This window comes from Labrenzia sp. 5N (genome assembly GCF_012395805.1).
GTDB lineage: Bacteria > Pseudomonadota > Alphaproteobacteria > Rhizobiales > Stappiaceae > Roseibium > Roseibium algicola.
On sequence record NZ_JAAZTM010000013.1, the window covers coordinates 128,739 to 152,149 of the forward strand.

Below are 23,411 nucleotides of genomic sequence, written 5' to 3' on the forward strand. Positions count from 1 at the left end.
TCACATGGAAATAAAATGGCGAGGGTCCTGCGTGACGAATTCGTGATGAAAAATTGACGCCTCGCAGCGGCTGTTTCCAATCTTTGGATAACGCGCCGTCGCTGTTGCTACACCTCCTCTTGCATGATCGGATGCGCCCTCTTTGCAACGCCGACAATGTGAGAATGCCGAAATGGATAAGTTGCCCGTCCGCCTCTATGCCGCTTTTGCTGCCGATGAGCGAGGCGGCAACATCGGCGGCGTTGTTTTTGAGGATACGCCGCTGTGGCCGGACGCGCGTCAGCGGATCGCTGCGGATATCGGTGCCCCGACGACGGGTTTTGTCCGCCAGAAGTCCGACAAGAGGGTCGAGGTCCGCTTTCACTCGACCTGGGCGGAAATGGATATGTGCGGCCATGTTACCGTTGCGATTTTTGCAGCGTTGCTGGCCGACGGGCGGATTGGGCCTGGAAGCTATGTTCAGGAAACACCCGCGGGGGAAATCGGTGTTGATGTCGCCTCGGACGGTGCCATCACCATGCACCAGCCTTTGCCGAAGTTCGGATTGAACGAGGCAACCGCGGACGAGATAGCTCCGCTGCTCGGCATGGAACCGGCTGGTATTCTCAGCGTTGCGGCGTCCTCGACAGCCCTTCGGCATGTTTTCATCGAAGTGGCAGATGCCGATGCTCTGGCAACCCTTCGTCCGGATGATGACGGGCTGCGCCGTTTCAGCCAGGCACGGTCGATCGACACGATGGGCATCTGGTGCCGGACAGGGCGTGGTCTGGGCAAGGCTAAGGTTCGTCTGCGGGATCTCTGCCACGGTGTCGGCGATCCGGAAGAGGCGGCGAGCGGTACCACCAATGGTGCGCTGGCCTGCCAATTGTTCCGGGCGCAAAAACTTCTGCCTGGCAATGGCGGGCAGGCGGTCCTGGTCGCGGAGCAGGGCTTCGAGATGGGCCGTCCAAGCATCGTCAGAACCGTGCTGAACACGGCTGGCGGCGAAGTCACGGGTGTTTCTGTCGGTGGGTATGCGGCCTTGCGGCTGACGGGCGAGTTTTACCTGTGAAATCCGCCGCGCCGGTGTGACGTCAGACCCGTTCGAACAGCGCTGGTCCCGTCTCGCTAAAGAGTTCGATCTCAAGCGACTTGGCCGGACCGGATGATACATCGCCAAAGACGACTGTCGAACGGGATCCGTCGGGCGCGTTTTCGGTGACGAAATCGAACACCATTACCGGCCCGTTCCAGGGCTTCAGCGGGAAGGGGATCTGTTTCGGTCCTGCCATCAGCACCAGCTTGTCGCCGTCTGCCTTGATCTCGACCTTGCCGAAATACGGGTTGGAATAGGTGCCGGTGAGAAGGTCTTGCGGAGGCGTCGGGCCGGCATCTGCCGGGCGATCCTGACCGACAGTGCTGCCACGTTTGGTGTAGAAGCCTTCGAACCTGCTCGAATATCCGCCGTACCAGTCACGGGTGATGTGGCCAAGCTGCGCCAGGTCGGTGAAGGAGGCCGTGATGGCTTCGGCTGCCCCGACAGGGGCTGCATTGGTGAGGACGACTATGCCCAGGTCAAGTGAGGGGATCATCGCAAAGCAGGTGCCCGCGCCCAGCAGGAACGCGCCGGAATGGCCGATCCGGACACGGCCGGACGGATCAGTGCCGACATTGAAACCGTAACCGTAAAAGCCGGACCTGGCATCGGGGCTGTGGGGGCGATCCGAAAAACTTTGCGGGCTGATGGCCGGCAGAAGCGCCTCGGATGCGATAAGCGGAGTTCCCGCGTGGGCGCCGTCTGCAAGCAGCATCTTCAGCCAGATGGCCAGATCGTTGGCGGTCGAACTGACGCCACCTGCCGGCGACTGGGCATCGGGTTTGCGCTGGTACAGCGGAGCAAAGCCGTCGCCGTCGCGGCTGTGTGGTATGGCGCGGTTGCTTGCTGCCATGTAGTCGGCAAAGCGTGAGCTTGTCGATGACATGCCGAGTGGTCTGTAAAGCGCTTCTTCCGAAAGGCTGCTCCAGTCGGTGCCGGCAGCCTCGGCAACGGCCTCCGCGGCGGCAGTCAGGCCGAAGTTGGTATAGGCATAGGAAATCCGGAAAGGTGCCAGCGGCAGAAGCTTCAACCTCTGCAGGATTTCCTTGCGGTCGTAACCCAGGTCTTCCAGATCGTCGCCGGCGTGGTCCGGCAGACCGGAGCGATGGCTGTAGAGGTCACCTATGGTCAGCTTTTCGGTGCGGTCGGGATCGGACAATTCGAACCAGGGCAGCAGTTCGCGCATCCGGCTATCCCAGCCGACGACGCCCTTGCTGACCTGGCTCGCAACGACGGTCGCTCCCACCGGTTTGGAGAGGGAGGCAAGCTGAAACACGGTGTCCGGCGTGATGGTTTCCGGTCCGCCAAGTCGGCGCACGCCGAAGCCCTTGGAATAGACGGTTTCGCCGCGATGAACGGCGGCAACGGCCAGTCCCGGGATTTTGCTGCGCGTCATCACGTCGGCCACGATTGCGTCAAGCTCCGCGACGGCCTTTGCAATCTGCTCGGGCGAGGCTTCAACACCTGGTGTCTGGGCAGGAGAAAGCTCCTGCGCAAACCCACGCAGCGGCAGTGTAGTCAGTGCAGCGGTCGCAGTGCCGAGAAACAGACGGCGGGAGAGTGTGTGCCGGGGCATATGCAAATTCCTTGGGGAGATACTGAAATCAAAACAAGCATATACATGATGCGCGAAACGCACCTGAGAGATCAACTTAACGACGTGTAATGCGGGTTTGTTGAAACTTCTTGGTTAAGCAACCGTGTCTTGAGCAGACAAGCAAGTGGCCGGCTCCAGAACGGCATCCGGCCGGCAGGTCGGGTGCTATTCGAGGTCGCCGTGGACGGCGACCATATCCAGTTTCGCTTCCGGGGCGGCAATGGTTCTGAAGGCTTCGCGCACACCGTCTTCGGTCAGGTCGCGCTGAACGGCGATCAGCGTGTTTTCCGGATGCTCCTCGCAAAGCTCTGCCATATAGGCCAGCTCCTGACGGGCAACACCAAGCGCCGCCTCCACGGAAGGTGCGCCGTAAATGTCGACAAAATGCTGAGCAAGCCGCTCGGCGAGGGTGGTAAGCTCGGTTTCTTCGATCGGGGTGACGGCAACGAAGGTTGCTCTGCCGAAGGTTTCCAGCCCCAGCCAGCCGTTGGCAAAGGCCTGACGTGCCTTGCCGGTCAGGTCGGCTTCGGTCCAGTCGGAAAACTCGAAGCCGCCGGACAGGCACCATTCGCCGGTACGAGCCGGGGAAAAGAAGACGTTGCGGTCGCTGTCATCCAGGTGAATGGCACGAGCGAGTTTCATCCGGTTATCCCTCAAGACGGCTGGAAAGCGGGATCAAGGTCGTGTCCTCGCCCGTTCTCAGCAACATACCAAAATTTTCATCGACACCGACGAAAGTGCCGGAGGTTCCGTCAACCTCCACCGTTTCACCCAGCGTCGGAACAAGACCGCGCCAGTCGGAATGGACGGGGCGCGGGCCGTCGTCCAGCCAGCGATTGAGCCAGTAAAGGCTATGGCGCACCCAGCACTCCAGAAGCTGGTCGGGGGTAATCTCGCCGCAGCCTTCTTCGGACAACCAGGTTCGGTCAGGATCCTTGCCGGGGTTTGATTTCCGGCTTGTCATGCTGAGTTCCAGGCCGAGGATCAGCCAGTCCGGGGTTGCCTCGGGATCCTGCGTAGACGCCTTGACGCGCATGCGCCCGCAGACCGCGCCGTTGACGCGAATCCGGCCATCCCATTCCAGGTGGACTGCCACTTCCGGCGGGGCGAGCGTGCCGAGCGCTGCCTGAAAGCCGAGGCCGCACACGGGCAGGATGGCCATGGCCTCCTCCAGCGGGACTTCCGGTGCAAAGATCAGAGCCGCCCGCAGACGTTCCCCGCCAAGGTTATAGATGACTGTTCCAGGGTCCGTGCCGGTGATGGCAAGCGCCAATGCACGTTCGAAGGGATCTGCCTGTCCGGTCAGTGCCTCGCCCTGAAAAAGCGGCGGAAACTGCACTTCGCTCATGCGTTGCCCTCCGCGATCAAAGTTCGGGCGAGCTGACGGAACACGGAAGCTTCCGGCGCTTCAGGTGTCTTGATCGAAATCGGCGTGCCGCCATCGCCGGCAAGGCGGATGTTGAGATGCAGCGGCACCTCGGCCAACAGGGGAACCCCGAGCTTTTCCGCTTCCGCAGCAACGCCGCCATGGCCAAAGACATGTTCCTCATGACCGCAGTTGGAGCAGATGTGGGTCGACATGTTCTCGATCATGCCGATAAGCGGAACCTGCATCTGGTTGAACATGCTGATGCCCTTGCGGGCATCGATCAGGGCGACGTCCTGCGGTGTCGAAACGATGATGGCGCCGTCGACGGCGAACTTCTGGCAAAGTGTCATCTGGACATCGCCGGTGCCGGGCGGCAGATCGACGATCAGCGCATCGAGCGCGCCCCATTGCACCTGGGTCATCATCTGCTGCAGAGCACCCATCAGCATCGGCCCGCGCCAGGCAACTGCCTCGTCGCCAGATGTCATCAGGCCGATGGACATCATGGTGACGCCGTGGTTGCGCAGCGGCAGGATCATCTGGCCATCCGGCGAGGTCGGCCGGCCGGAGATGCCAAGCATCTTGGGCTGCGACGGACCATAGACATCGGCATCCAGAAGCCCCACTTTGCGACCTTCGGCGGCCAGCGCACAGGCAAGGTTGGCAGCCACGGTCGACTTGCCGACGCCGCCCTTGCCCGAGGCAACCGCGATCACCCGGTCGATGCCAGGCACCTTCTGCGGCCCGGTTGTGCCCGGTGCTGGCGGTTTCGCCCGGATCGGCTGCGGTTCGGACGGTTTGGGCGCTGCGGGTTTGGCGGCCTGCGCGGCCGGCTGGTCCGCATGGGACGTCAGGATCACCTTGACGCTTTCGCAGCCTTCCAGCGCTTCGAGCTTTGTTTCCGCTTCGTGTTTCAGAACTTCCATCTCGGCCATGCGCCGCGGGTCGATCTCCAGAACGAAGCGGACCGTACCGCCATTGACCTGCAGTGCCCGCATCATGCCCGAGGCGGCAATGTCCTCGCCGGAGGCGGGATCCTTGATCGTCTTCAGAACCGACAGGGCGGTTTCGCGCGTCAGTGACACGTTAGTCCTGCCCCTCGATTTCGCCGGTGACCACGTGCTCGAGACCGAGTTCCTCGATCGTCACGACAGCTTTCACCTTGAAGGATTTTCCCGCATTCGGGCCTGCTTCGCGCACCGCATTTTCGATCGCCTGCTGCGAGGTCACACCGACCTGCTTCAGGAACTTGCGCATGGACATGTTGAAATCTTCGCTCATCTTATTCTCCTGTTGAATGCGGCGCACATTGACGGCTCGCCCGATTGAAACCTACCCTAGCGGATCTGGCCAGCAACGTGAGGGAGGAGCGCGTGGGCTGCCGTGCCTTGATATTTCTTGCCGTTGCCCTGTCGGCCGGCATCCTGTTCCATAAACCGGGGATCGCGCAATCGCGGTCTTTCCGGATGGGCGTGCCGAACGCGATTGCGGAAACCGGCTTCCTCCAGTATCTGCTGCCGCGTTTTTCGCTCAAGACCGGGATCCGCATCGAAATCGTGGGTGACACGGAATCCTCCGAACTCAGTCTTTCGGAAGGCACTTCCGGAGTTGCCGTGTTCTCCGGACTTGGCAAGACCTGGTTCCTCATGACCCATGAGGAAACCAACGAACACGCGATCCGCTTTCGGGACTGGCTGACCGGGGATATCGGCAGGCGCACGGTTGATGCTTTCGAGGAAGACGGCAAGCAGGTGTTCACCGCAGCGCTCGAACAGGTGGAGGACGATGGTCCGGTCGTCCTGTCGGGTGATGCGATCCGGGGTGAGGAACTGGCCGTTCTCCATTGCGGACGGTGCCACATGGTCAACGAGGCGACGCGCCTTACGACCATCGGTTCATCGCCTTCCTTCGCGGTGATGCGCAGTTTCTCCGACTGGCAAATGCGGTTCGAGGCGTTTTTTGCCCTCAATCCGCATCCCGCTTTCACGGTGATCGACGGCGTTACCGAACCCTTCGACATTAGCCGGCCATCGCCGATCGTGCCGGTGCAAATGACGCTTGAAGAACTCGAAGCGATCCTTGCGTTCGTTTCCCGCATTCCGCCAGCCGACCTCGGAGCCCCCATACAGTACCAGTGATCTTGTCTCATGCGGTTCAATGATCGCGCCGCTTGCTGATGTAGTCGTCCGTCGTGCGAACACGTGGGCGCTCGGCGGAGGCGAACGGGTTGTTTTCCGAATGGTAGACGGCGTTCACACGGCAGTCGTCGCACATCTGTATGAGCTGTATGGCCTTGTTGTCCTGGAACATGGCGTGTTTGCCGGCGAGCTTTTCCGTCAGTCTCATCACTGTTGACCGGACACCGAATGGCTTGCCGCATTCAACACAGTTGAACGGTTCTTCTTCCTTCAGCACCCTGGCGCGCAATGCGTCGTCCGAAAGATCCAGCCTCGGGTCCAGTGTCAGGGCCTTTTCCGGGCAGATTGTCGTGCAGATGCCGCACTGCAGGCAGGCATCCTCCTGAAAGCGCAGCTGCGGCGCATCGGGATTTTCCTTCAGGGCGCCGGACGGGCAGAGCGACACGCAGGACAGGCACAGCGTGCAGGCGTCCTGGTCAAGGACAACCGAGCCATAGGGGGCTCCTTCCGGAAGCGGGATGACCTTGCCCGGCTCGTTGAGCGTTTTGGCGGCAAGGCGCGTGATTTGCCGGCGGGAGCCAAGGGGCAGGATCGGCTGCTTCGCGGTCACCGGAGACTGTTCGCGGTAGAGGATTTCTTCCAGCTCGTCCGGATCGGACGGGGTGATGAGGCAGACGCGGTCTTCGCCTGCGATCGCATTGGAGAGTTCGGCCTGGAAGGGCATGCCTTCCTTTTCGGTGGCAGGTGATAGCAACACGGTCACGTCGGCGAAGCCGCAGGCAAGTGCTGCCAGGCTTTCCGTATGGCCGAAGCTGGCGATGGCTTCCATCTCCAGCGGAATGACATCTGCCGGCAAGCCCTTGCCGTAGCGCGCGCCCAGGCGGATCAGTTCTGCGCCGTGGCTGCTGTCGTGAACGAGCAGGCGCGGTGCGTCGGAGCTGAGCTTGCGCCAGGTTGCCGCCAGCGTTTGCAGGCGCTGGAAGGTGTGGCTGACGGGAGGAGCATCGTAGCTGATGGCACCGGACGGACAGACTGCCGAACAGCTTCCACAGCCGGCGCAGACCATCGTATCGACCGCAACACTGTCGCCGCCGGGGCTGATGGCACCGGTTGGGCAAAGATCCAGACAGCGCGTGCAGCCTGTTTTGCGGGCTCTGGAGTGAGCGCAGAGCTGCTCGTCCAGACGAACGTAGAGCGGCTTTTCGAAGGTGCCGACAAGTTGAGAGGCATCCAGAAGCACCTTGGTGAACGCGCCCGTATTGCCCGGGTCTGCGCGCAGGTAGCCTTCCCGTTTTTCCGGTGCGGGAAAGAGCGGCTGCCCCCGGCGGAGGTCCAGCACGATGTCGCATTCCGTGCGCCCGCCGCTCTTGGAGTCTGTCCAGTTGAACGCGCCCCGTCCGCCGGGAATGCGTTCCTGCAGGGCATCGAAACCGACCTTGAAGTGGCCAAGCGCACCGGTTGCTGTTGTCACCCGGCCGCGCACGATGTCGAACCGCCGGTCGTCGGCTAGAGGCAATTCGTCGGCAGGGTCGAGAATGACTGTAACGCTCAGGAGCTCGCAAAGATGGTCTGCTGCGGTAAGCGCAGCTTCGCTGTCGCCAAGGATGAGGCAGGTGCCCTCCGAGGTAACGTCGACGACCTTTGCACCGGGTGTCGGCAAGATCGATTCGGCGAGCAGCGCGGCCATCTTGGGAGACGTGCTGCGGGTGTCGGCGGTCCAACCGGCTCGGTCGCGCAGATCGACAAAAAGAGGTTCGTCCGCTTCAAGGTCTGCGGCCAGATCCTCGAATGCCTGGCGTTCCTGCTGACACGCAATGATGACATTGCCCGCCTGAAGCGCTTCGGCAGCCTGCGCTGCTTCGCCGCGGCAAAGTTGCGTGTGGATTTTCGAACAGGTCAGTCCCGTTGCCTGTTCGATAAGCCCGGCGTCAATAGCCTGTGTATTCAGGCAATCGCAAAGCAGAAGCCTTGGTTGCGTCATTGTGTGCGCGTCCTCTCCCCCGGATCGTCCGAAACCGATTCTCTTGTGATTTGTCAGACAATACCGAACCCCATAACAAGGGCGCTGAAAGGCGCGCGTCAAGTTCGACTTCTGCGGGGCTTGAAATTTATGTCGCTTGCTACAGCATTTTACGTAACATCAAAACAGAGTCGGATTGAACCGGCGGACGGGGAGGTAGGTGGTTCGTGACTAGGGAAAGAACGCGCGTCATGCCGGTCGGGGTTGTGGTGCGCAGGCTGCCTGGCGTAACGCGCTGGCAGAAGTGGACCTGGTTGCCGGTGTCCCTGCTGCCGGGGGCCGCGCCTGCGGACTGGAAAATGCTGCGGGCCGAAGGCGATGCGATCGAATACCATGCGACGACCTTGAGCCTGGAGCTGCATCACACCCAGACCGAAGCCTATCTGATTGCCCTGTCCGACAAGGTTCCCTCCGTCTACGTTGTGATGCGGGCTGCCCCGGAGCTGGCTCCGGCGATCCCCATTGAGGTGCTGCACATGACAGCATCTGCCCATGAAGGCCTGGATTACGCGGATTCCGCCGAGGTCTTTGTCGAGAAGGTGCCAATGCCGCCAGGGCTGATTGCCTGGGTCCGGGAATTCATTGACATGCACCACGAAGAGGAAATCTTCTACAAGCGCCAGCGTGACAAGCACCGGATCGACCTGGAGGAAGAAGGCATCGGTGATCCACGCATCCGGCAGCTTGCCGACGTTTACCGGGCGCCCGGCACCCGCAAGAAGGACACACTGCAGTGAACTCCGGCGACGACAAGCCAATGGATTTCTGGTCAAGGCGCAAGGCTGCGGTTCGTGAGGCCGAAGCCGCGGAGGTCGAGCGCCGGGACGCTGAGCTTGAAACCGCGAAACGGGTCGAGCTGGAAGAAAAGACCGATGCGGAAATCCTGGAAGAACTTGGATTGCCTGATCCCGACAGCCTGCAGAAGGACGACGATTTCACGAAGTTCCTGGCCAAGACCGTGCCGGAGCGTCTGCGCCGGAGGGCATTGCGCCGTTTGTGGCTGTCCAACCCCGTTCTCGCCAATCTCGATGGCCTGAACGATTATGACGATGATTTTACCGATGCATCGACCGCCGGTCAGGTGGTGAAGACCGCCTATGAAGTTGGTCGTGGATTCTTGAAAAAAATCTCTGAAACGGAGCCGGACGAAAACTCGGACGCTACGCAGGCCGGAGAAGGTGAAGTACTTTCCGGGCAAAGTGATTCTGCTGCGACGCAATCGGAACAACTTGCTGCAGCGCAGCATAATTATGTCGAAAATGGAAAAACATCTATTCGATTGACGCAAAGAGACGAGAAGGTGCAAATTAGTGAAATTGGAACTATTGTGTCTGATGAAACAGCACTGGTCGAAACCGAAGAAGAGCGCCTGCCGAAACGGCGCCGAATGCGTTTCGACTTTGATTAATACTAAAGTCTAAGAAGTTTTGCGCCAGAAAAGCACCGCGCGTGTGGGAGGAAAAGGCTCGAATGGCCGTTGTGGCGAGGGAATTCATTATCGAACCGGAAGATCAGGCCCGGTCCGAATTGTACGACTTTCTGGCACTGGTGCTTGCGCGCCCGGCCGGAGCCGAACTGCTCGAGCAGATTGCGGGCCTGCAGGGTGGTGACACGCCCCTGGGCAATGCTCTGAATGTGCTTGCCAGAATTGCGGCAGTGACGACGCCGGAGACGGCCGAGCGTGAATTCAATGCCCTTTTCGTCGGTCTCGGGCGCGGCGAACTGCTGCCATACGCCAGCTATTATCTGACGGGGTTCCTCAACGAAAAGCCTCTCGCAAAGCTGCGCCAGGACATGGCGGAGCGCGGGATCGAGCGCGCTGAAGACAAGCACGAGCCGGAAGACAACATCGCATCGCTGATGGAGATGATGGCGGGGATGATCCTCGGCCGTTTCGGCAAGGTGACGTCTCTCAGCGAACAGAAGAGTTTCTTCAACGCCCATGTGGAACCCTGGGCGATACATTTCTTCACTGATCTGGAAGCGGCTGGAACATCGGTGTTCTATGGTGCTGTCGGATCGTTGGGGCGCCAGTTCATGGAAATCGAGGCACAGGGCTTCGACATGATCTCGAACTGACGGTTGCATCTGAAATGGGGTGGCTTGGCCATCCATCTGCGAGAGGAGGAATGCGACAATGAAACGACCCGAAACGGCAAGCCCCGAAGAGGGTACAGGCCGCCGGGACTTCCTGAAGCTGGCGGCGATTTCTGCCCCGGTTGCCGTGACCACGGTAACCGCCGGAACCACCGCTGAGGCGGCTGAACCGGACCTGGCTTCCGACAAGATGCAGGACACGGTTCATACCCGTGCCTACTACGACAGCGCCCGGTTCTAACTGGACCCTGTGAGACTTCCCCGGCCATGGTTGCGTGACGCCCGGACGCCGGTTCACAAATAACCCAGCCGTATCAGGTTCTGATACAAGCAAGGTAGGGCAATATGCTTAGGAAAAAGACCAATGGGGTTGCGCGACGCCCCCAAGGTGCAAGTATCCTGAAAGACGCTGCACACAAGTCGGTAGACCGCCGTACGTTCCTTAAGGGATCCGGTCTTGCCGCAGGCGGCCTGGCCGCCATTACCGTGACCGGAGGAACGGTCACCAAAGCCAAGGCACAATCCACCGGCGATGCCGTGAAGACCGTCAAGTCGATCTGCACGCACTGTTCCGTTGGCTGTACCGTTATCGCCGAAGTTTCCAGCGGAGTCTGGATCGGGCAGGAGCCCGGTTGGGACAGCCCGTTCAACCTGGGTGCCCACTGCGCCAAGGGAGCTTCCGTCCGCGAACACGCTCATGGCGAGCGCCGCCTGAAATATCCGATGAAAAAGGAAGGCGGAGAGTGGAAGCGGATCAGCTGGGATGAGGCGATCAACGAGATCGGCGACAAGATGCTGCAGATCCGCGAAGAAAGCGGTCCGGACAGCGTCTACTGGCTCGGCTCGGCCAAGCACAGTAACGAGCAGGCTTATCTCTTCCGCAAGTTTGCAGGCTACTGGGGAACGAACAACGTCGACCACCAGGCCCGCATCTGCCACTCCACGACGGTTGCCGGCGTAGCGAACACATGGGGCTACGGCGCCATGACCAACAGCTACAACGACATCCACAATTCCAAGGCGATCTTCATCATCGGCGGCAATCCGGCGGAGGCACACCCCGTCTCCCTGCTGCACGTGCTGCGCGCCAAGGAACAGAACAACGCACCGCTGATCGTCTGCGATCCGCGGTTCACCCGCACCGCGGCCCATGCCGACGAATATGTGCGCTTCCGTCCGGGTTCGGACGTTGCCCTCATCTGGGGCATTCTGTGGCACATCTTCGAAAACGGTTGGGAAGACAAGGAGTTCATCCGCACCCGCGTGTGGGGCATGGACCAGATCCGCGAAGAAGTCGCCAAATGGACGCCCGATGAAGTCGAGCGCGTCACCGGTACGCCAGAAAGCCAGCTGAAGCGCGTGGCGCGGACGCTTGCCAACAACCGTCCGGGCACCGTGATCTGGTGCATGGGCGGCACCCAGCACACCAACGGCAACAACAACACCCGTGCCTACTGCATCCTGCAGCTGGCGCTTGGTAACATGGGCACCGCCGGTGGCGGCACCAACATCTTCCGTGGCCACGACAACGTGCAGGGAGCGACCGACCTCGGCGTTCTCGCCGACACGCTGCCGGGCTATTACGGCCTGACCGCCGGCTCCTGGGCTCACTGGGCTCGTGTGTGGGAAGAAGATCTGGATTGGCTGAAAGGCCGCTTCGGCACCATCAAGGGTGCGGACGGCAAGGACAAGGCCATGATGAACCTGACCGGTATCCCGGTCAGCCGCTGGATCGATGGTGTCCTTGAAGCCAAGGAAAACCTGGAACAGCCGGACAACACCCGTGCGATGGTGCTGTGGGGCCATGCCCCGAACTCCCAGACCCGTTTGCCGGAAATGAAACAGGCTATGGAAAAGCTCGACCTTCTGGTCGTGGTTGATCCCTATCCGACTGTTTCGGCAATCCTGCACGACCGCACCGACGGCTGTTACCTGCTGCCGGCCTCGACCCAGTTCGAGACCCGTGGTTCGGTGACCGCTTCCAACCGGTCGCTGCAGTGGCGCGAACAGGTGATTGCACCGCTGTTTGAATCCAAGCCCGACCACACGATCATCGCCATGTTCGCCAAGAAGTTCGGTTTCGACGACCGTCTCTTCCGCAACATCGGCATGGACGGGGACGAGCCGAACATCGAGGACCTGACACGCGAGTTCAACCGCGGCATGTGGACGGTGGGCTACACCGGCCAGTCGCCTGAGCGTATCAAGTCGCACATGGAGAACCAGCACACCTTCGACCGCACCACGCTGCGTGCAGTCGGTGGTCCGAACGACGGCGAGTTCTACGGCATGCCGTGGCCGTGCTGGGGCACCGCAGAGATGAAACACCCGGGAACGGCTAATCTCTACGACATGTCCATGCCGGTCGCTGAAGGCGGTCTGTGCTTCCGTGCCCGTTACGGCGTGGAGCGTGATGGCCAGAACCTTCTGGCGGAAGGCGTCTCCAACCCCGGTGCGGACATTCAGGACGGCTATCCCGAGTTCACCATGCAGATGCTGATCGATCTCGGCTGGGATGGTGACCTGACGGCCGAAGAGCGTCAGTCGATCGAGACTGTTGCCGGCGCTGCGGACAAGATCGGCACCGTGAACTGGAAAACCGACCTTTCGGGCGGTATCCAGCGCGTGGCGATCGCCCATGGCTGTGCCCCGTTCGGCAACGCCAAGGCGCGTGCTGTTGTGTGGACCTTCCCGGATCCGGTGCCGCTGCACCGCGAGCCGCTCTACACCAACCGGCGGGATCTGGTCGCGGACTATCCGACCTATGCCGACAAGTCGTTCTGGCGCGTTCCGACACTCTATGCGTCGATCCAGAAGAACGACTTCTCCAAGGACTTCCCGATCATCCTCACATCCGGCCGTCTGGTCGAATACGAGGGCGGCGGGGACGAAACCCGGTCGAACCCCTGGCTGGCGGAACTCCAGCAGAACATGTTCGTCGAAATCAATCCGCGGGATGCCAACAATCTCGGGGTACGTGACGGCGCACAGGTCTGGGTCGAAGGCCCGGAGGGCGGCAAGGTCAAGGTCATGGCGATGGTTACCGAACGTGTCGGCGAAGGCGTTGCCTTCATGCCGTTCCACTTCGGCGGTCATTACCAGGGCGAGGACCTGAGGTCGAAGTATCCGAAGGGTGCAGACCCCTATGTGCTTGGGGAAAGCTGTAACACCGCTCAGACCTACGGGTATGACTCGGTGACCCAGATGCAAGAGACCAAGGCTACTCTCTGCAAGATCTCGGCAGCGTAAGGAGGACGACAAATGGCAAGATCAAAGTTCCTTTGCGACGCCGAACGCTGCATTGAGTGCAATGCCTGCGTCACGGCCTGCAAGAACGAGCACGAAGTGCCGTGGGGCATCAACCGCCGCCGTGTGGTGACCATCAATGATGGCAAACCAGGCGAACGGTCGATCTCCGTGGCCTGCATGCACTGCTCGGACGCACCCTGCATGGCGGTGTGCCCGGTGGACTGTTTCTACCAGACCGAAGAAGGCGTGGTGCTTCACTCGAAGGACCTGTGCATTGGCTGCGGCTACTGCTTCTACGCCTGTCCGTTCGGCGCACCGCAATTCCCGCAAGCGGGCAATTTCGGATCGCGCGGCAAGATGGACAAATGCACCTTCTGTGCAGGTGGTCCGGAAGAAAACAACTCCACTGCAGAGTTCGCGAAATACGGCCGCAACCGTATCGCGGAAGGCAAGTTGCCGCTCTGCGCGGAAATGTGCTCCACCAAGGCCCTGCTCGCGGGTGATGGCGACGTCGTGTCGGCCATCTACCGCGAACGTGTGGTTGCCCGCGGCTTCGGCTCGGGTGCCTGGGGCTGGGGTACCGCTTACGGCCAGAAAGGCGGCTGATCCCTTGCGGGGTGAGGGCAGACCGGCACGCCGGACTGCCCGTCACGCTTGGGTAGATGCCTGAAAGAAACGTAGGCGGGGCGGCTTTACAGCCGCCCCGCTCGTCTCCGGTTGTAATCGACAATGAGGTTTGCGGTCATGAAACGCGTGACTATGGCTTTGCTTGTTCTTCTGGCCTTTCTTGGTGCAGGTCTGGGGACAGGGTTTGCACAGGATACGTCCGCCGACCGGTCGGCGACCGGTGGTGCGCAGACGCTTGAAGACATCATGAAACGCCAGCGTGGCGAGAAGGTCGACTACGACTTCCGCCGCAACAATACCGGTGATCCGGACGACGCGGCGTCGATTTCCTCACAGCTCGGGACACTTGGCGGTGTCTCCGATCCGGAGCTCTGGCGGGCACTGCGGTATGGCTCCGCGGATGTAACAGTCTCTTCGGGCGGATTTGCAGCAACCGTTCTGATGCAGGATGGCGGCATGCGCTGGCTCGAATGGCGCAAGGGTCCGCTTGCCACTTACGGCGCCTGGCTGCTCGGCGGGACTATCGTGCTGCTGGCCCTTTTCTATCTCATTCGCGGCCGTATTCGCATCGACGGCGAGAAGACCGGCCGCACCATCACCCGCTTCAAGGCGATCGAGCGCTTCGGGCACTGGCTGCTTGCGGGATCCTTCGTCCTGCTTGGCATTACCGGCCTGCTGACGCTTTTCGGGCGCTTTGTGATCATCCCCATGATCGGCAAGGACGCCTTCGCGCCCGTCGCGCATTTCTCGAAGTGGATCCACAACAACGTCGCCTGGGCCTTCATGCTTGGCCTGATCATGGTGTTCGTGATGTGGGTCGCACACAACATCCCGAACAAGACCGACGTGAAATGGATCGCCGTCGGTGGCGGGCTCTTCAAGAAGGGCGTGCACCCGCCGGCCAAGAAATTCAACTTCGGTCAGAAGCTGGTGTTCTGGGGGGTGATCGTCCTGGGCGCGTCGATCTCCGTTTCCGGTCTGTCGCTGCTGTTCCCGTTCGAAATGCCGATGTTTGCGGTCACCTTCGAAAAGCTCAACGCACTCGGCCTGCCGCAGCTGGTGGGTCTCGGTACATTGCCTACCGCGCTTGCACCGCATGAGGAAATGCAGTTTGCGCAGCTGTGGCACGCCATTGTGGCCTTCGTGATGATGGCGCTGATCCTGGCGCATATCTACATCGGTTCCATCGGCATGGAAGGCGCCTATGATGCCATGGGCTCCGGCGAGGTCGAACTGCAGTGGGCGAAGGAGCACCACGGCCTCTGGGTGAAGGAAGTCGAAGAAGCTGAAAAGCGCGAAGCCGCCAAACATTCAGGCGGCGACAGCGCGGTTCCCGCCGAATAGGCCCGGCGTGACATGCCGTTTCAGCCGGATCCCGTATGGTTGCTTGCACGGGTCTTCGGGCCCGCTGCCGGCTTCCTTCTGACGCTGGTCTCCGCAGCCGGGAGCGCCGATTTCCAGACCCTGAAGGGCCACGGCGGCCCGGTCATGGATATCGACGTTTCCCTTGAGACCGGGCAGGTGGCCACTGCCAGCTTCGACAATTCGGTCGGCATCTGGAAAGACCGGGTGCCGCAATGGCTTGAGGGCCATGCGGCGGCGGTCAAGGTGGTTCAGTTTCTGGACGGCAGCCATCTGGTGTCCGGCGGAGACGACAACGAGCTTATTCTCTGGAACACCCGCGATAACTCGAACCGGGTTCTGGAAGGGCACACGGCCAAGATCATGGGGCTTGCGGTTTCTCCCGACAAGACGACGATTGCCAGCGCAAGCTGGGATGCACGTGTGGGACTGTGGCCGGTTGCCGGCGGCGAGCCGGCTTATCTTGCCGGACATGCAGCCGGGGTGAATGCGGTCGCGTTTTCAAGGGACGGGCGCCAGCTTTATTCAGCGTCGGTCGACGGGTCGATAAAGCTCTGGGATCTGGCAACGCAAAGTGAAAAGCGGGTCGTAGATCGCAATGGTTTCGGCATCAATGTCATTGCCATCGGCGGTGAGGGTGACCGGGAGAGCTGGATTGCCTACGGCTCCCAGGACGGAGTGACGCGGATCGTCGATATCGAAACCGGCGAACGGATGCATGACTTCACTTTCGAGCGCCGGCCCATACTGGCCATGGCGGTCAGTCCGGATGGCTCACGTCTGGCGACCGGTGACGGTCATGGATATATCACCGTGTTCGACACGACGTCCTGGGCGCTTGAAACGGATTTCCGGGCTGCACTGAAAGGTCCGATCTGGGCGCTTGCCTTTTCGAAGGACGGCGATGTGTTGCATGCGGGCGGCATCGAGAACATCGTCTATTCATGGCCCCTTGCGGATCTTGCAACATTCGATCCGATGGCAACCGAGACACCGCAATTCCTCAAGAAACCGGAAGAAATGTCCAACGGCGAACGGCAGTTCGCGCGCAAATGCTCGATCTGCCACGCCCTGACCGGCGATACCGCGCGCAAGGCCGGGCCGACGCTTCACAACATCTTCGGCCGGCGTGCGGGCACTATTCCGGACTACCCCTATTCGGCGACCCTGTCAGGATCTGATATTGTCTGGTCGGAAACGACGATCGATCAACTGTTCCTGGACGGCCCGGATCACTATATTCCAGGGTCGAAGATGCCGATGCAGCGGATTGTGGAACAGCAAGACCGTGACGATCTGATCGACTATCTGAAATCGGCGACGGCGCCATCCGAAGGAGATACACAATGAAAACAATGCTCATCGCGTTTGCCGCCATTATCGTGATTGCCATCGGCGCCAACCAGGTTCTGGAACACCTGCGGTTTTCCAGCGCCGACTTCACGTCCAGCCCGTCCGTGCGCTTGGGGGAATAACGATTACCCGCAATTCGACGGAAACAGGCGACGCCTGCCGCTAATTCTTTTCCACATGAGCTTTTGATAGCTCATGAGCGGTACCTGTGTGCGGCGCACTGGCCTTTCGCCGCGGGGTGACCTTGAAACTCCACGCAAGTCCATTTGGCCTTGATCAGGTCAAAAAAATCCCCCTCCTCGCGTGAGAAGGGGGAAGGTTTGAGCGGAGCATGCGACACAGATTGCTATCTGGCTCCACTCACTCGGAAAGCGAGAAGACGGTCAGACGGGCTCAGCTTGAGCCCTTGTCCGAATTCGGGAAGAACAGCTGCTGGCCGTCGACCTTGTAGTCGGCGATAGCCTGCTGGCCTTCCTTGGACAGCACCCAGTCAACGAACTGCTGGCCAAGATCGGCCTTCACATGGGTATGAACTTCCGGGTTCACCAGAATGATGCCGTACTGGTTGAACAGGATCGGGTCGCCTTCAACGGCAACCTTGTAGTCGCCCTTGTTGCCGAAGGAGATCCAGGTGGCGCGGTCGGTCATGACGTAAGCGCCCATGCCGGTGCCGGTGTTGAGGGTAGCGCCCATGCCGGAGCCGGTTTCACGGTACCAGTCGCCAGAGCCTTCGCTCGGGTCGATGCCGGCGGCCTTCCACAGGCGAAGCTCCGCCTTGTGGGTGCCGCTGTCATCGCCGCGAGAGGCAAATGGGGCCTTCGCATCGGCGATTTTCTTCAGGGACTCTACGACATCTTTCGAGCCGGCGACGCCTGCAGGGTCATTTGCCGGGCCAACGATGACAAAGTCGTTGTACATGACGTCGGAACGGGAAACGCCGAGACCGTCTGCAACGAACTTTTCTTCGGATGGTTTGGAGTGAACGAACAGGACATCGCCATCGCCATTGGCGGCGTTCTTGATGGCCTGACCTGTGCCAACCGCAACCACGCGGACCTCAATGCCGGTCTTTTCCTGGAAGATGGGCAGGAGATAGTCGAACAGGCCCGAATTCTGGGTTGAGGTGGTCGACTGGACGACAATGAACTTGTCTTCCGCAAAACTCGGCTGACCGGCAAATACGGTCGTCAGGACGGCGGCAGCAAGCGCCAGAAATGCTCTTCTGATCAATTTTTCCTCCCGGGGTAATCATTCAGGGATTGGGTGTTGGGTCCAAGGTAAAGCCTGCCGTCCCGCCAGGCGCGAACGGGTTCGCTTCTGGGGTTGGCCAGCACTTTTTCGACAGGGCCTGTCTCGACCACGGTGCCATTCTGTAGAAACACGAGGTCTTCACCGAGGCGTTTTGCCTGGCCTGTATCATGGGTCACCAGAACAACGGTGACACCGCGGGCGTTGGCTTCCAGTACCAGGGACTCGATCGCGGCAGTGGAGGCCGGGTCGAGATTGGCAGTAGGTTCGTCGAGAAACAGGAGTTCGGGATCGCAGGCAAGAGCGCGCACCAGGGACAGGCGCTGCTGCTCGCCGCCGGACAAGACGCGCGCCGGTCGCCGGGCCAGATGACTGAGGCCCGCCGTTTCCAGCGCGGCCTTGACCTTGTCGGCGCGTTCGCTGCCCCGCAGGCCGCGAACGCTCAGTGCGAACTTGAGATTGGCGATAACCGAGCGGCGCAGCAACACGGGACGCTGGAAGACCATAGCCTGCGCGCGACGGGCGGTGGCGTCCATCCGGCCGCCTTCCCACAGGATAGCGCCTTCCTGCGGCTGAAGCAGACCGTGCATCAATCGCAGCAAGAGGCTCTTGCCGGCTCCGTTCGGGCCCATGATGAGCGTGCGTGAACCGCGCCGGATGGCAACATCGACGTCGTGCAGAAGTTTTTCGCCGCCCGCCGAAAAGCCGAGACTTCTGACATCCAGCAGGGGGTCGTGCATTGCCGGGCTACGGCGCGACATCGTGGAGGCAGTGCCTGGTGTGTCGAAAGCTGCGTCACGCATAGGCGGCCCTCGCAGCTGAGGCCCGAAGGGCCATGACACCGGCATTCACGGCAAAGGCGATCATCAGAAGGATCACGCCGAGCGCCAAGGCAAGCTGGAGGTTGCCCTTGGATGTTTCCAAGGCGATGGTCGTGGTCATCACGCGGGTAACATGGTTGATGTTGCCACCGACAATGATTACCGCTCCGACTTCGGCAACCGCACGGCCGAAACCGGCCAGCGCGACTGTCAGCAGGCTGTAGCGGGCATCCCAGAGCATGGCTGCCAGACGATCAAAACGGCCGACGCCGAGCGATGCGAATTGCTCGGAATATTCCCTGTTGAGGTCTTCGATTACCTGGCGTGTCAGCGCGGCGACAATGGGCGTCACCAGCACCATCTGCGCGATAATCATGGCAGTCGGTGTGTAGAGCAGGCGCAGCGGCCCGAGCGGACCGGATGCCGACAGGACGAGATAGACAAGCAGGCCGACCACGACAGGCGGCAGGCCCATCAGCGCGTTCAAGATGACGGCGACGAGCGTTCTTCCGGGAAAATTGAAAGTGCCGACCGCTGCGCCGAGGGGCAGGCCGATGACGCAGGCAAGAACGACAGCCGTAAGCGTGACCCGCATGGACAGGCCGATGATTTCCATCAGATCCGGATCCAGCGCGACGACCAGGCCAAGGGCTCCAGCAAATGCCCCCCAGAAACTGTCCATTCCTGTCATTTCTCCCTCTCTATGGGAAAAAATAACGTAAAATGCCAAAGAATGAAACTCATGTACGACATGGACACGCACAAAAAAGCCACAGCGGAAGGTGCTGTGGCTTTTTTAGGTAGATCGTGAATTTTATCGGCTTGCCGAGAAACTCCTCAATACAGCCAGCGGGGCAGCCAGGTGGCGAACATCGGGAAGGTCCAGAGGATGGCGACGGCGACTATCTGCAGGATGATAAAGGGAACGACGCCGCGGTAGATCTGGCCCGTTGTGATTTCCTTCGGTGCCGCGCCTCTCAGATAGAACAGCGAGAAGCCAAAGGGAGGGGTCAGGAACGAGGTCTGCAGGTTGATCGCGATCAGGACCGTCAGCCAGATCGGGTCGATGCCCATCAGGATCAGGGGCGGGATCAGAACCGGCAGCAGGATCACCGAGATCTCGACGAAATCCAGGAAGAAGCCCAGCACGAAGACGAACAGCATCGCGAAGATCAGTGCGCCTGTCGGACCGCCCGGCATTTCCTGAAGGATGTCATGGACCCGGTCTTCCCCCCCAAGACCGACGAAGACCAGCGAGAAGAAGCTGGCCATCAGGATGGTGGCGAAGATCATCGAGGTGACGGTCAGCGTGGACAGCATGGAAGCTTTCAGGAGCCCGTCCGCGAAAGCCTTCCTCAGGATGTGCAGAACGACGCCCAGGGAAAACAGCGCCAGCCCCGCATAGACAGCGGCGATAACGTAGCCACCGGCCGTGACATCGGAGCGTTGCAGGCGTATCGGCAGGATCGATGCGGCAATTGCAAGCGTCAGGAGCGCAGCTGTCGCCAGCACGATGAGCTTTGAGGACACCCCGAGACGGCGGCCTGCCAGCAGGATCGCGCCCACGGCACCGACGGAAGCTGCCTCGTTGGGCGAGGCGATGCCGCCGAGGATGGAACCGAGCACTGCAACGATCAACAGGATCGGCGGCACGATGGCGGCAGCGATCTCCCGGCCTGACGGCTGGTCGACATGTTCCGACATCGCTGGCGCATCATTCGGGAACAGGTAAGCCCGGCCGACAATGTAGGCGCAGTAGACGGCGACGAGCAGCAGACCCGGGATCATGGCGGCTGCAAAGGTCTGGCCGACCGAGATCGTCTCGATGGTGAACTTGCCCTGCGCGTATTGCGCCTGCTGGAAGGCATTGGACATGACGTCGGCCAGGATGATCAGCAGCGTCGACGGCGGGATGATCTGGCCGAGCGTTCCGGCGGTACAGACCATGCCGGAGGCAAGTTTGGGGTCATAGCCATTGCGCAGCATTGTGGGCAGGGCGATCAGGCCCATGGCAACCACCGTTGCCCCGACAATGCCTGTGGACGCGGCGAGCAGGGCACCGACCAGCATCACCGAAACACCGAGACCACCTCTCATGCGGCCGAAGAGCCGGCCCATTGTTTCCAGCAGATCCTCTGCGATGCGGCTCTTTTCCAGAATGACGCCCATCAGGACGAATAGAGGGATTGCGGTCAGGACCGGGTTGGTGAGCACGCCGAAGAAACGCTGGCCCATGGCACCCATGAGCTGAATGTTGAAGTCGCCCATCATCCAGCCGAGCAGGGCAAAGCCCGTGGCGACGCCCGCGATGGTGAAGGCAACGGGATAGCCGAGCAGAATGAAGGCGATCAGCGCGCCGAACATGATGAGATCGAGAGGCAGGCTCATGCGCTGACGCCTTTCAGCTTCTGAACATCGCGGATGAAGGCGGCCACACCCTGGATCAGCAGCAGCACGCAATAGGCGGGAATGAGGGATTTAAGGAGGAAGGAGGCAGGGATGCCGCCAACGGAAATCGGCCCTTCCAGAATGGCCCAGCTGCCGCGCACGGACGGCCAGGAGAACCAGATCAGCACGACGAGAGCCGGTGTCAGCAGGAACAGATGGCCGAAGATATCGATCCATGCCTGCGCGCGCTCGCTGTTTCTGGCATAGAAGATGTCGACACGGACATGGGCATTGACGAGGAAGGTGTACCCGGCGCCGAGCATGAAGATCGCCCCGTGGAAATACAGCACGCCTTCATCGAGAAAGATGAAGCTGTAGCCAAAGACATAGCGAAGCAACACGATCGTGAATTGCAGCAGCAACATCAGAAGCGCCGCCCAGCACAGCGTGTTGCCTATTACCGAATTGACACGCTCCAGCGCGTCCGCCAGTTTTTCCATCAAAGTAGCTTCCCGGTTCTTTTGCCCCTCAAGGCTTTCTGCCTGCCTGAACTTGAGATCGGGCATCCCGACGCTTGTCATCCCGGACGGAGCGGAGCGCAGATCCGGGATCCAGTACGCCGCAGCCCCTGTAAAAAGCATGGGCGCCGGTGACTACTGGATCCCCGCCTGCGCGGGGATGACAAGTGGAGGGCATTGCCGTTCCATTTCTATAGAGGCGCCACTTGTCCCCTGCCGTCCATCTTCCCAAGCGGCTTAAAACAGATGCCCAAACCTCAATATCCTTATAAGACTTGACCCTGCAGGGCATGCCGTTTCCCCGAAGCGAATTCTGACGCGAAGAGGAACCGAAATGGATCCCGGGGGCTCGCAATGGGACAACGACAGACAGGGCGATAAAACGCCACCACATCGGGGAAAACAGATTTCCCCGATGTGAGACGTCAACCCGATCAGTCGTAGTTGTAGTCGAGCATACGCGCGTTCATCTGGCCGTTGTCGGCATAGGGCATGTACTCGCGCATCAGCTTGCGGTAGGCGAGGAAGCTCTCGGTGATGCGTTTCACCAGCTCGTCTTCGTCCGCACGCAGTTCGGCGATCACCTCACCGGCGGCATTGCCCATTGCGACGATGACGTCGTCCGGAAGCTTCTTCACCATCACACCGTGATCGTTGACCAGCTGGGTCAGTGCCTGGGCGTGCTTGGTGTTGTATTCCGTCAGAACGTCGTTGTAGAGGCTGGCGCAGGCACGCTGCACGGCTTCCTTCAGGTCGTCCGGCAGAGCGTTGTAGGCTTCCAGGTTGACGGCACATTCTTCAGCGGAAGACGGCTCGCCGACACCCGGCCAGTAGTAGTTCTTGGCGATCTGGTAGTAGCCGAGCGCGCTGTCGGTCCACGGACCGATGAACTCGCCCGCATCAAGTGCGCCGGACTGAAGCGCCTGGAACATGGCCGGGCCGCTCATGGCCTGAACCGCCATGCCGAGCTTGGAACACATTTCGGAGGCAAGACCGGTGGACCGGAACTTCAGGCCTTTCAGGTCGTCGGCGCTGTTGATCTCGTTGCGGAACCAGCCAGCCCACTGCGGTCCGGAGTTGCCGCACAGGAACGGCTTCAGGTTGAAGCGGGCATAGATCTCGTCATAGAGAGCCTGGCCGCCGCCGTGGATCATCCAGCCGGCTTGTTCGGGAGCTGTCAGACCGAAAGGCTGCGAACCGAACAGCAGGATGCCCTTGGACTTGGAACCCCAGTAGGCGGGTACAGCATGGTACAGCTCGGCAGTGCCCTGGCCGACGGCATCGAACACACCGTTGCCCGGGACGATTTCGCCGGCGGCAAAGAGCTTCACCTCGATGCGGCCACCGGACAATGCGGTGATGCGGTCCGCCAGCATCTGGGCAGCGACGCCCGGTCCCGGCAGGTTCTTCGGCCATGCGGTGACCATGCGCCACTGGTGCACATCCTGCGCAATGGCAGGTGCGGCCAGGGTGGAGGCCGCAACAGCGGCTGTGCCGGTGGCGCCGGCTTTCAGAAAATCACGTCTTTTCATGGTATTACCCCTCAGTC

23 protein-coding genes are annotated in these 23,411 nt (G+C 60.8%); 11 read left to right on the top strand and 12 right to left on the bottom strand.

Annotated elements, in window-relative coordinates; genetic code table 11:
- Window positions 1–172: 172 nt before the first annotated feature.
- A complete protein-coding gene (locus tag HEP89_RS13145; RefSeq protein WP_168692225.1) occupies window positions 173–1,051 on the top strand; it encodes a PhzF family phenazine biosynthesis protein in 879 nt (292 codons plus the stop codon).
- A gap of 22 nt (window positions 1,052–1,073) precedes the next feature.
- On the opposite strand, the gene HEP89_RS13150 is transcribed toward HEP89_RS13145, so the two are convergent.
- From HEP89_RS13150 to HEP89_RS13170, 5 genes are all read right to left on the bottom strand, one after another.
- Window positions 1,074–2,651, bottom strand: a complete 1,578-nt coding sequence (locus HEP89_RS13150; RefSeq protein WP_168692226.1) for a serine hydrolase — start codon at window positions 2,649–2,651, stop codon at window positions 1,074–1,076.
- 186 nt (window positions 2,652–2,837) lie between these two features.
- Window positions 2,838–3,314 (bottom strand): DUF6505 family protein, encoded by a 477-nt coding sequence (locus HEP89_RS13155; RefSeq protein WP_077291893.1) that lies wholly within the window; start codon window positions 3,312–3,314, stop codon window positions 2,838–2,840.
- A gap of 4 nt (window positions 3,315–3,318) precedes the next feature.
- Entirely contained in the window at window positions 3,319–4,020 is a 702-nt protein-coding gene (locus HEP89_RS13160; RefSeq protein ID WP_055656245.1) for a biotin/lipoate--protein ligase family protein, read from the bottom strand.
- Window positions 4,017–5,126 carry an Mrp/NBP35 family ATP-binding protein gene (locus tag HEP89_RS13165; protein ID WP_168692227.1) on the bottom strand — a complete coding sequence of 370 codons (1,110 nt, stop codon included), beginning with the start codon at window positions 5,124–5,126 and terminating at the stop codon, window positions 4,017–4,019. The genes HEP89_RS13160 and HEP89_RS13165 overlap by 4 nt, the downstream gene beginning before the upstream one ends.
- A gap of 1 nt (window position 5,127) precedes the next feature.
- The gene (locus HEP89_RS13170; protein WP_023003109.1) at window positions 5,128–5,322 is read right to left on the bottom strand and encodes a DUF6494 family protein; all 195 of its coding nucleotides are present in this window, start codon (window positions 5,320–5,322) and stop codon (window positions 5,128–5,130) included.
- Between the two features lie 44 nt (window positions 5,323–5,366).
- On the opposite strand from HEP89_RS13170, the gene HEP89_RS13175 reads away from it, so the two are divergent.
- Window positions 5,367–6,179, top strand: coding sequence for a hypothetical protein (locus HEP89_RS13175; RefSeq protein WP_209014684.1), 813 nt, complete (start codon window positions 5,367–5,369; stop codon window positions 6,177–6,179).
- Between the two features lie 16 nt (window positions 6,180–6,195).
- Here HEP89_RS13175 and HEP89_RS13180 read toward each other — a convergent pair whose 3' ends face one another.
- Window positions 6,196–8,160 (bottom strand): 4Fe-4S binding protein, encoded by a 1,965-nt coding sequence (locus HEP89_RS13180; protein ID WP_168692228.1) that lies wholly within the window; start codon window positions 8,158–8,160, stop codon window positions 6,196–6,198.
- Between the two features lie 206 nt (window positions 8,161–8,366).
- On the opposite strand from HEP89_RS13180, the gene HEP89_RS13185 reads away from it, so the two are divergent.
- The 9 genes from HEP89_RS13185 (at window position 8,367) to HEP89_RS29845 (ending at window position 17,009) form a co-directional block, all read left to right on the top strand.
- Entirely contained in the window at window positions 8,367–8,936 is a 570-nt protein-coding gene (locus HEP89_RS13185; protein WP_208984238.1) for a DUF3305 domain-containing protein, read from the top strand.
- The gene (locus HEP89_RS13190; RefSeq protein ID WP_209014686.1) at window positions 8,933–9,607 is read left to right on the top strand and encodes a DUF3306 domain-containing protein; all 675 of its coding nucleotides are present in this window, start codon (window positions 8,933–8,935) and stop codon (window positions 9,605–9,607) included. The genes HEP89_RS13185 and HEP89_RS13190 overlap by 4 nt, the downstream gene beginning before the upstream one ends.
- 62 nt (window positions 9,608–9,669) lie before the next feature.
- The gene (locus HEP89_RS13195) at window positions 9,670–10,278 is read left to right on the top strand and encodes a molecular chaperone TorD family protein (protein ID WP_055656785.1); all 609 of its coding nucleotides are present in this window, start codon (window positions 9,670–9,672) and stop codon (window positions 10,276–10,278) included.
- A gap of 58 nt (window positions 10,279–10,336) precedes the next feature.
- Complete coding sequence (locus tag HEP89_RS13200) at window positions 10,337–10,537, top strand: hypothetical protein (protein WP_023003115.1); 201 nt, start codon at window positions 10,337–10,339, stop codon at window positions 10,535–10,537.
- 104 nt (window positions 10,538–10,641) lie between these two features.
- Entirely contained in the window at window positions 10,642–13,545 is a 2,904-nt protein-coding gene (locus HEP89_RS13205; protein ID WP_023003116.1) for a formate dehydrogenase subunit alpha, read from the top strand.
- Between the two features lie 12 nt (window positions 13,546–13,557).
- The gene (gene fdh3B, locus HEP89_RS13210; protein WP_006937368.1) at window positions 13,558–14,151 is read left to right on the top strand and encodes a formate dehydrogenase FDH3 subunit beta; all 594 of its coding nucleotides are present in this window, start codon (window positions 13,558–13,560) and stop codon (window positions 14,149–14,151) included.
- Window positions 14,152–14,289: 138 nt separating this feature from the next.
- Window positions 14,290–15,516 (top strand): formate dehydrogenase subunit gamma, encoded by a 1,227-nt coding sequence (locus HEP89_RS13215; protein ID WP_055656237.1) that lies wholly within the window; start codon window positions 14,290–14,292, stop codon window positions 15,514–15,516.
- 12 nt (window positions 15,517–15,528) lie between these two features.
- Window positions 15,529–16,884 (top strand): c-type cytochrome, encoded by a 1,356-nt coding sequence (locus HEP89_RS13220; RefSeq protein ID WP_023003118.1) that lies wholly within the window; start codon window positions 15,529–15,531, stop codon window positions 16,882–16,884.
- On the top strand, window positions 16,881–17,009 hold the full coding sequence (locus tag HEP89_RS29845; RefSeq protein WP_023003119.1) for a hypothetical protein: 129 nt from the start codon (window positions 16,881–16,883) through the stop codon (window positions 17,007–17,009). The genes HEP89_RS13220 and HEP89_RS29845 overlap by 4 nt, the downstream gene beginning before the upstream one ends.
- A 271-nt stretch (window positions 17,010–17,280) precedes the next feature.
- Here the strand turns inward: HEP89_RS29845 and HEP89_RS13225 are convergent, their stop codons facing one another.
- From HEP89_RS13225 to HEP89_RS13250, 6 genes are all read right to left on the bottom strand, one after another.
- Window positions 17,281–18,117, bottom strand: coding sequence for a substrate-binding domain-containing protein (locus tag HEP89_RS13225; RefSeq protein ID WP_168692229.1), 837 nt, complete (start codon window positions 18,115–18,117; stop codon window positions 17,281–17,283).
- Window positions 18,114–18,938 carry an ATP-binding cassette domain-containing protein gene (locus HEP89_RS13230; RefSeq protein ID WP_209014688.1) on the bottom strand — a complete coding sequence of 275 codons (825 nt, stop codon included), beginning with the start codon at window positions 18,936–18,938 and terminating at the stop codon, window positions 18,114–18,116. Before HEP89_RS13230 ends, HEP89_RS13225 begins: the two co-directional genes overlap by 4 nt.
- Window positions 18,931–19,638, bottom strand: coding sequence for an ABC transporter permease (locus HEP89_RS13235; RefSeq protein WP_168692264.1), 708 nt, complete (start codon window positions 19,636–19,638; stop codon window positions 18,931–18,933). Before HEP89_RS13235 ends, HEP89_RS13230 begins: the two co-directional genes overlap by 8 nt.
- Window positions 19,639–19,793: 155 nt before the next feature.
- Entirely contained in the window at window positions 19,794–21,344 is a 1,551-nt protein-coding gene (locus HEP89_RS13240; protein ID WP_062487310.1) for a TRAP transporter large permease subunit, read from the bottom strand.
- A complete protein-coding gene (locus tag HEP89_RS13245; RefSeq protein WP_168692266.1) occupies window positions 21,341–21,844 on the bottom strand; it encodes a TRAP transporter small permease subunit in 504 nt (167 codons plus the stop codon). The genes HEP89_RS13240 and HEP89_RS13245 overlap by 4 nt, the downstream gene beginning before the upstream one ends.
- A 452-nt stretch (window positions 21,845–22,296) precedes the next feature.
- On the bottom strand, window positions 22,297–23,394 hold the full coding sequence (locus tag HEP89_RS13250; protein ID WP_023003125.1) for a TRAP transporter substrate-binding protein: 1,098 nt from the start codon (window positions 23,392–23,394) through the stop codon (window positions 22,297–22,299).
- Window positions 23,395–23,411 lie beyond the last annotated feature (17 nt).

What these genes read in the sequence shown, in the direction of transcription:
- HEP89_RS13245 (WP_168692266.1), bottom strand. Translation starts at nt 21,844, where the DNA reads ATGGAAAAACTGGCGGACGCGCTGGAGCGTGTCAATTCGGTAATAGGC.
- HEP89_RS13250 (WP_023003125.1), bottom strand. Translation starts at nt 23,394, where the DNA reads ATGAAAAGACGTGATTTTCTGAAAGCCGGCGCCACCGGCACAGCCGCT.
- HEP89_RS13205 (WP_023003116.1), top strand. Translation starts at nt 10,642, where the DNA reads ATGCTTAGGAAAAAGACCAATGGGGTTGCGCGACGCCCCCAAGGTGCA.
- HEP89_RS29845 (WP_023003119.1), top strand. Translation starts at nt 16,881, where the DNA reads ATGAAAACAATGCTCATCGCGTTTGCCGCCATTATCGTGATTGCCATC.
- HEP89_RS13145 (WP_168692225.1), top strand. Translation starts at nt 173, where the DNA reads ATGGATAAGTTGCCCGTCCGCCTCTATGCCGCTTTTGCTGCCGATGAG.
- HEP89_RS13170 (WP_023003109.1), bottom strand. Translation starts at nt 5,322, where the DNA reads ATGAGCGAAGATTTCAACATGTCCATGCGCAAGTTCCTGAAGCAGGTC.
- HEP89_RS13155 (WP_077291893.1), bottom strand. Translation starts at nt 3,314, where the DNA reads ATGAAACTCGCTCGTGCCATTCACCTGGATGACAGCGACCGCAACGTC.
- HEP89_RS13215 (WP_055656237.1), top strand. Translation starts at nt 14,290, where the DNA reads ATGAAACGCGTGACTATGGCTTTGCTTGTTCTTCTGGCCTTTCTTGGT.
- HEP89_RS13200 (WP_023003115.1), top strand. Translation starts at nt 10,337, where the DNA reads ATGAAACGACCCGAAACGGCAAGCCCCGAAGAGGGTACAGGCCGCCGG.
- HEP89_RS13220 (WP_023003118.1), top strand. Translation starts at nt 15,529, where the DNA reads ATGCCGTTTCAGCCGGATCCCGTATGGTTGCTTGCACGGGTCTTCGGG.
- HEP89_RS13150 (WP_168692226.1), bottom strand. Translation starts at nt 2,651, where the DNA reads ATGCCCCGGCACACACTCTCCCGCCGTCTGTTTCTCGGCACTGCGACC.
- HEP89_RS13240 (WP_062487310.1), bottom strand. Translation starts at nt 21,344, where the DNA reads ATGAGCCTGCCTCTCGATCTCATCATGTTCGGCGCGCTGATCGCCTTC.
- HEP89_RS13230 (WP_209014688.1), bottom strand. Translation starts at nt 18,938, where the DNA reads ATGCGTGACGCAGCTTTCGACACACCAGGCACTGCCTCCACGATGTCG.
- HEP89_RS13235 (WP_168692264.1), bottom strand. Translation starts at nt 19,638, where the DNA reads ATGGACAGTTTCTGGGGGGCATTTGCTGGAGCCCTTGGCCTGGTCGTC.
- HEP89_RS13180 (WP_168692228.1), bottom strand. Translation starts at nt 8,160, where the DNA reads ATGACGCAACCAAGGCTTCTGCTTTGCGATTGCCTGAATACACAGGCT.
- fdh3B (WP_006937368.1), top strand. Translation starts at nt 13,558, where the DNA reads ATGGCAAGATCAAAGTTCCTTTGCGACGCCGAACGCTGCATTGAGTGC.
- HEP89_RS13160 (WP_055656245.1), bottom strand. Translation starts at nt 4,020, where the DNA reads ATGAGCGAAGTGCAGTTTCCGCCGCTTTTTCAGGGCGAGGCACTGACC.
- HEP89_RS13195 (WP_055656785.1), top strand. Translation starts at nt 9,670, where the DNA reads ATGGCCGTTGTGGCGAGGGAATTCATTATCGAACCGGAAGATCAGGCC.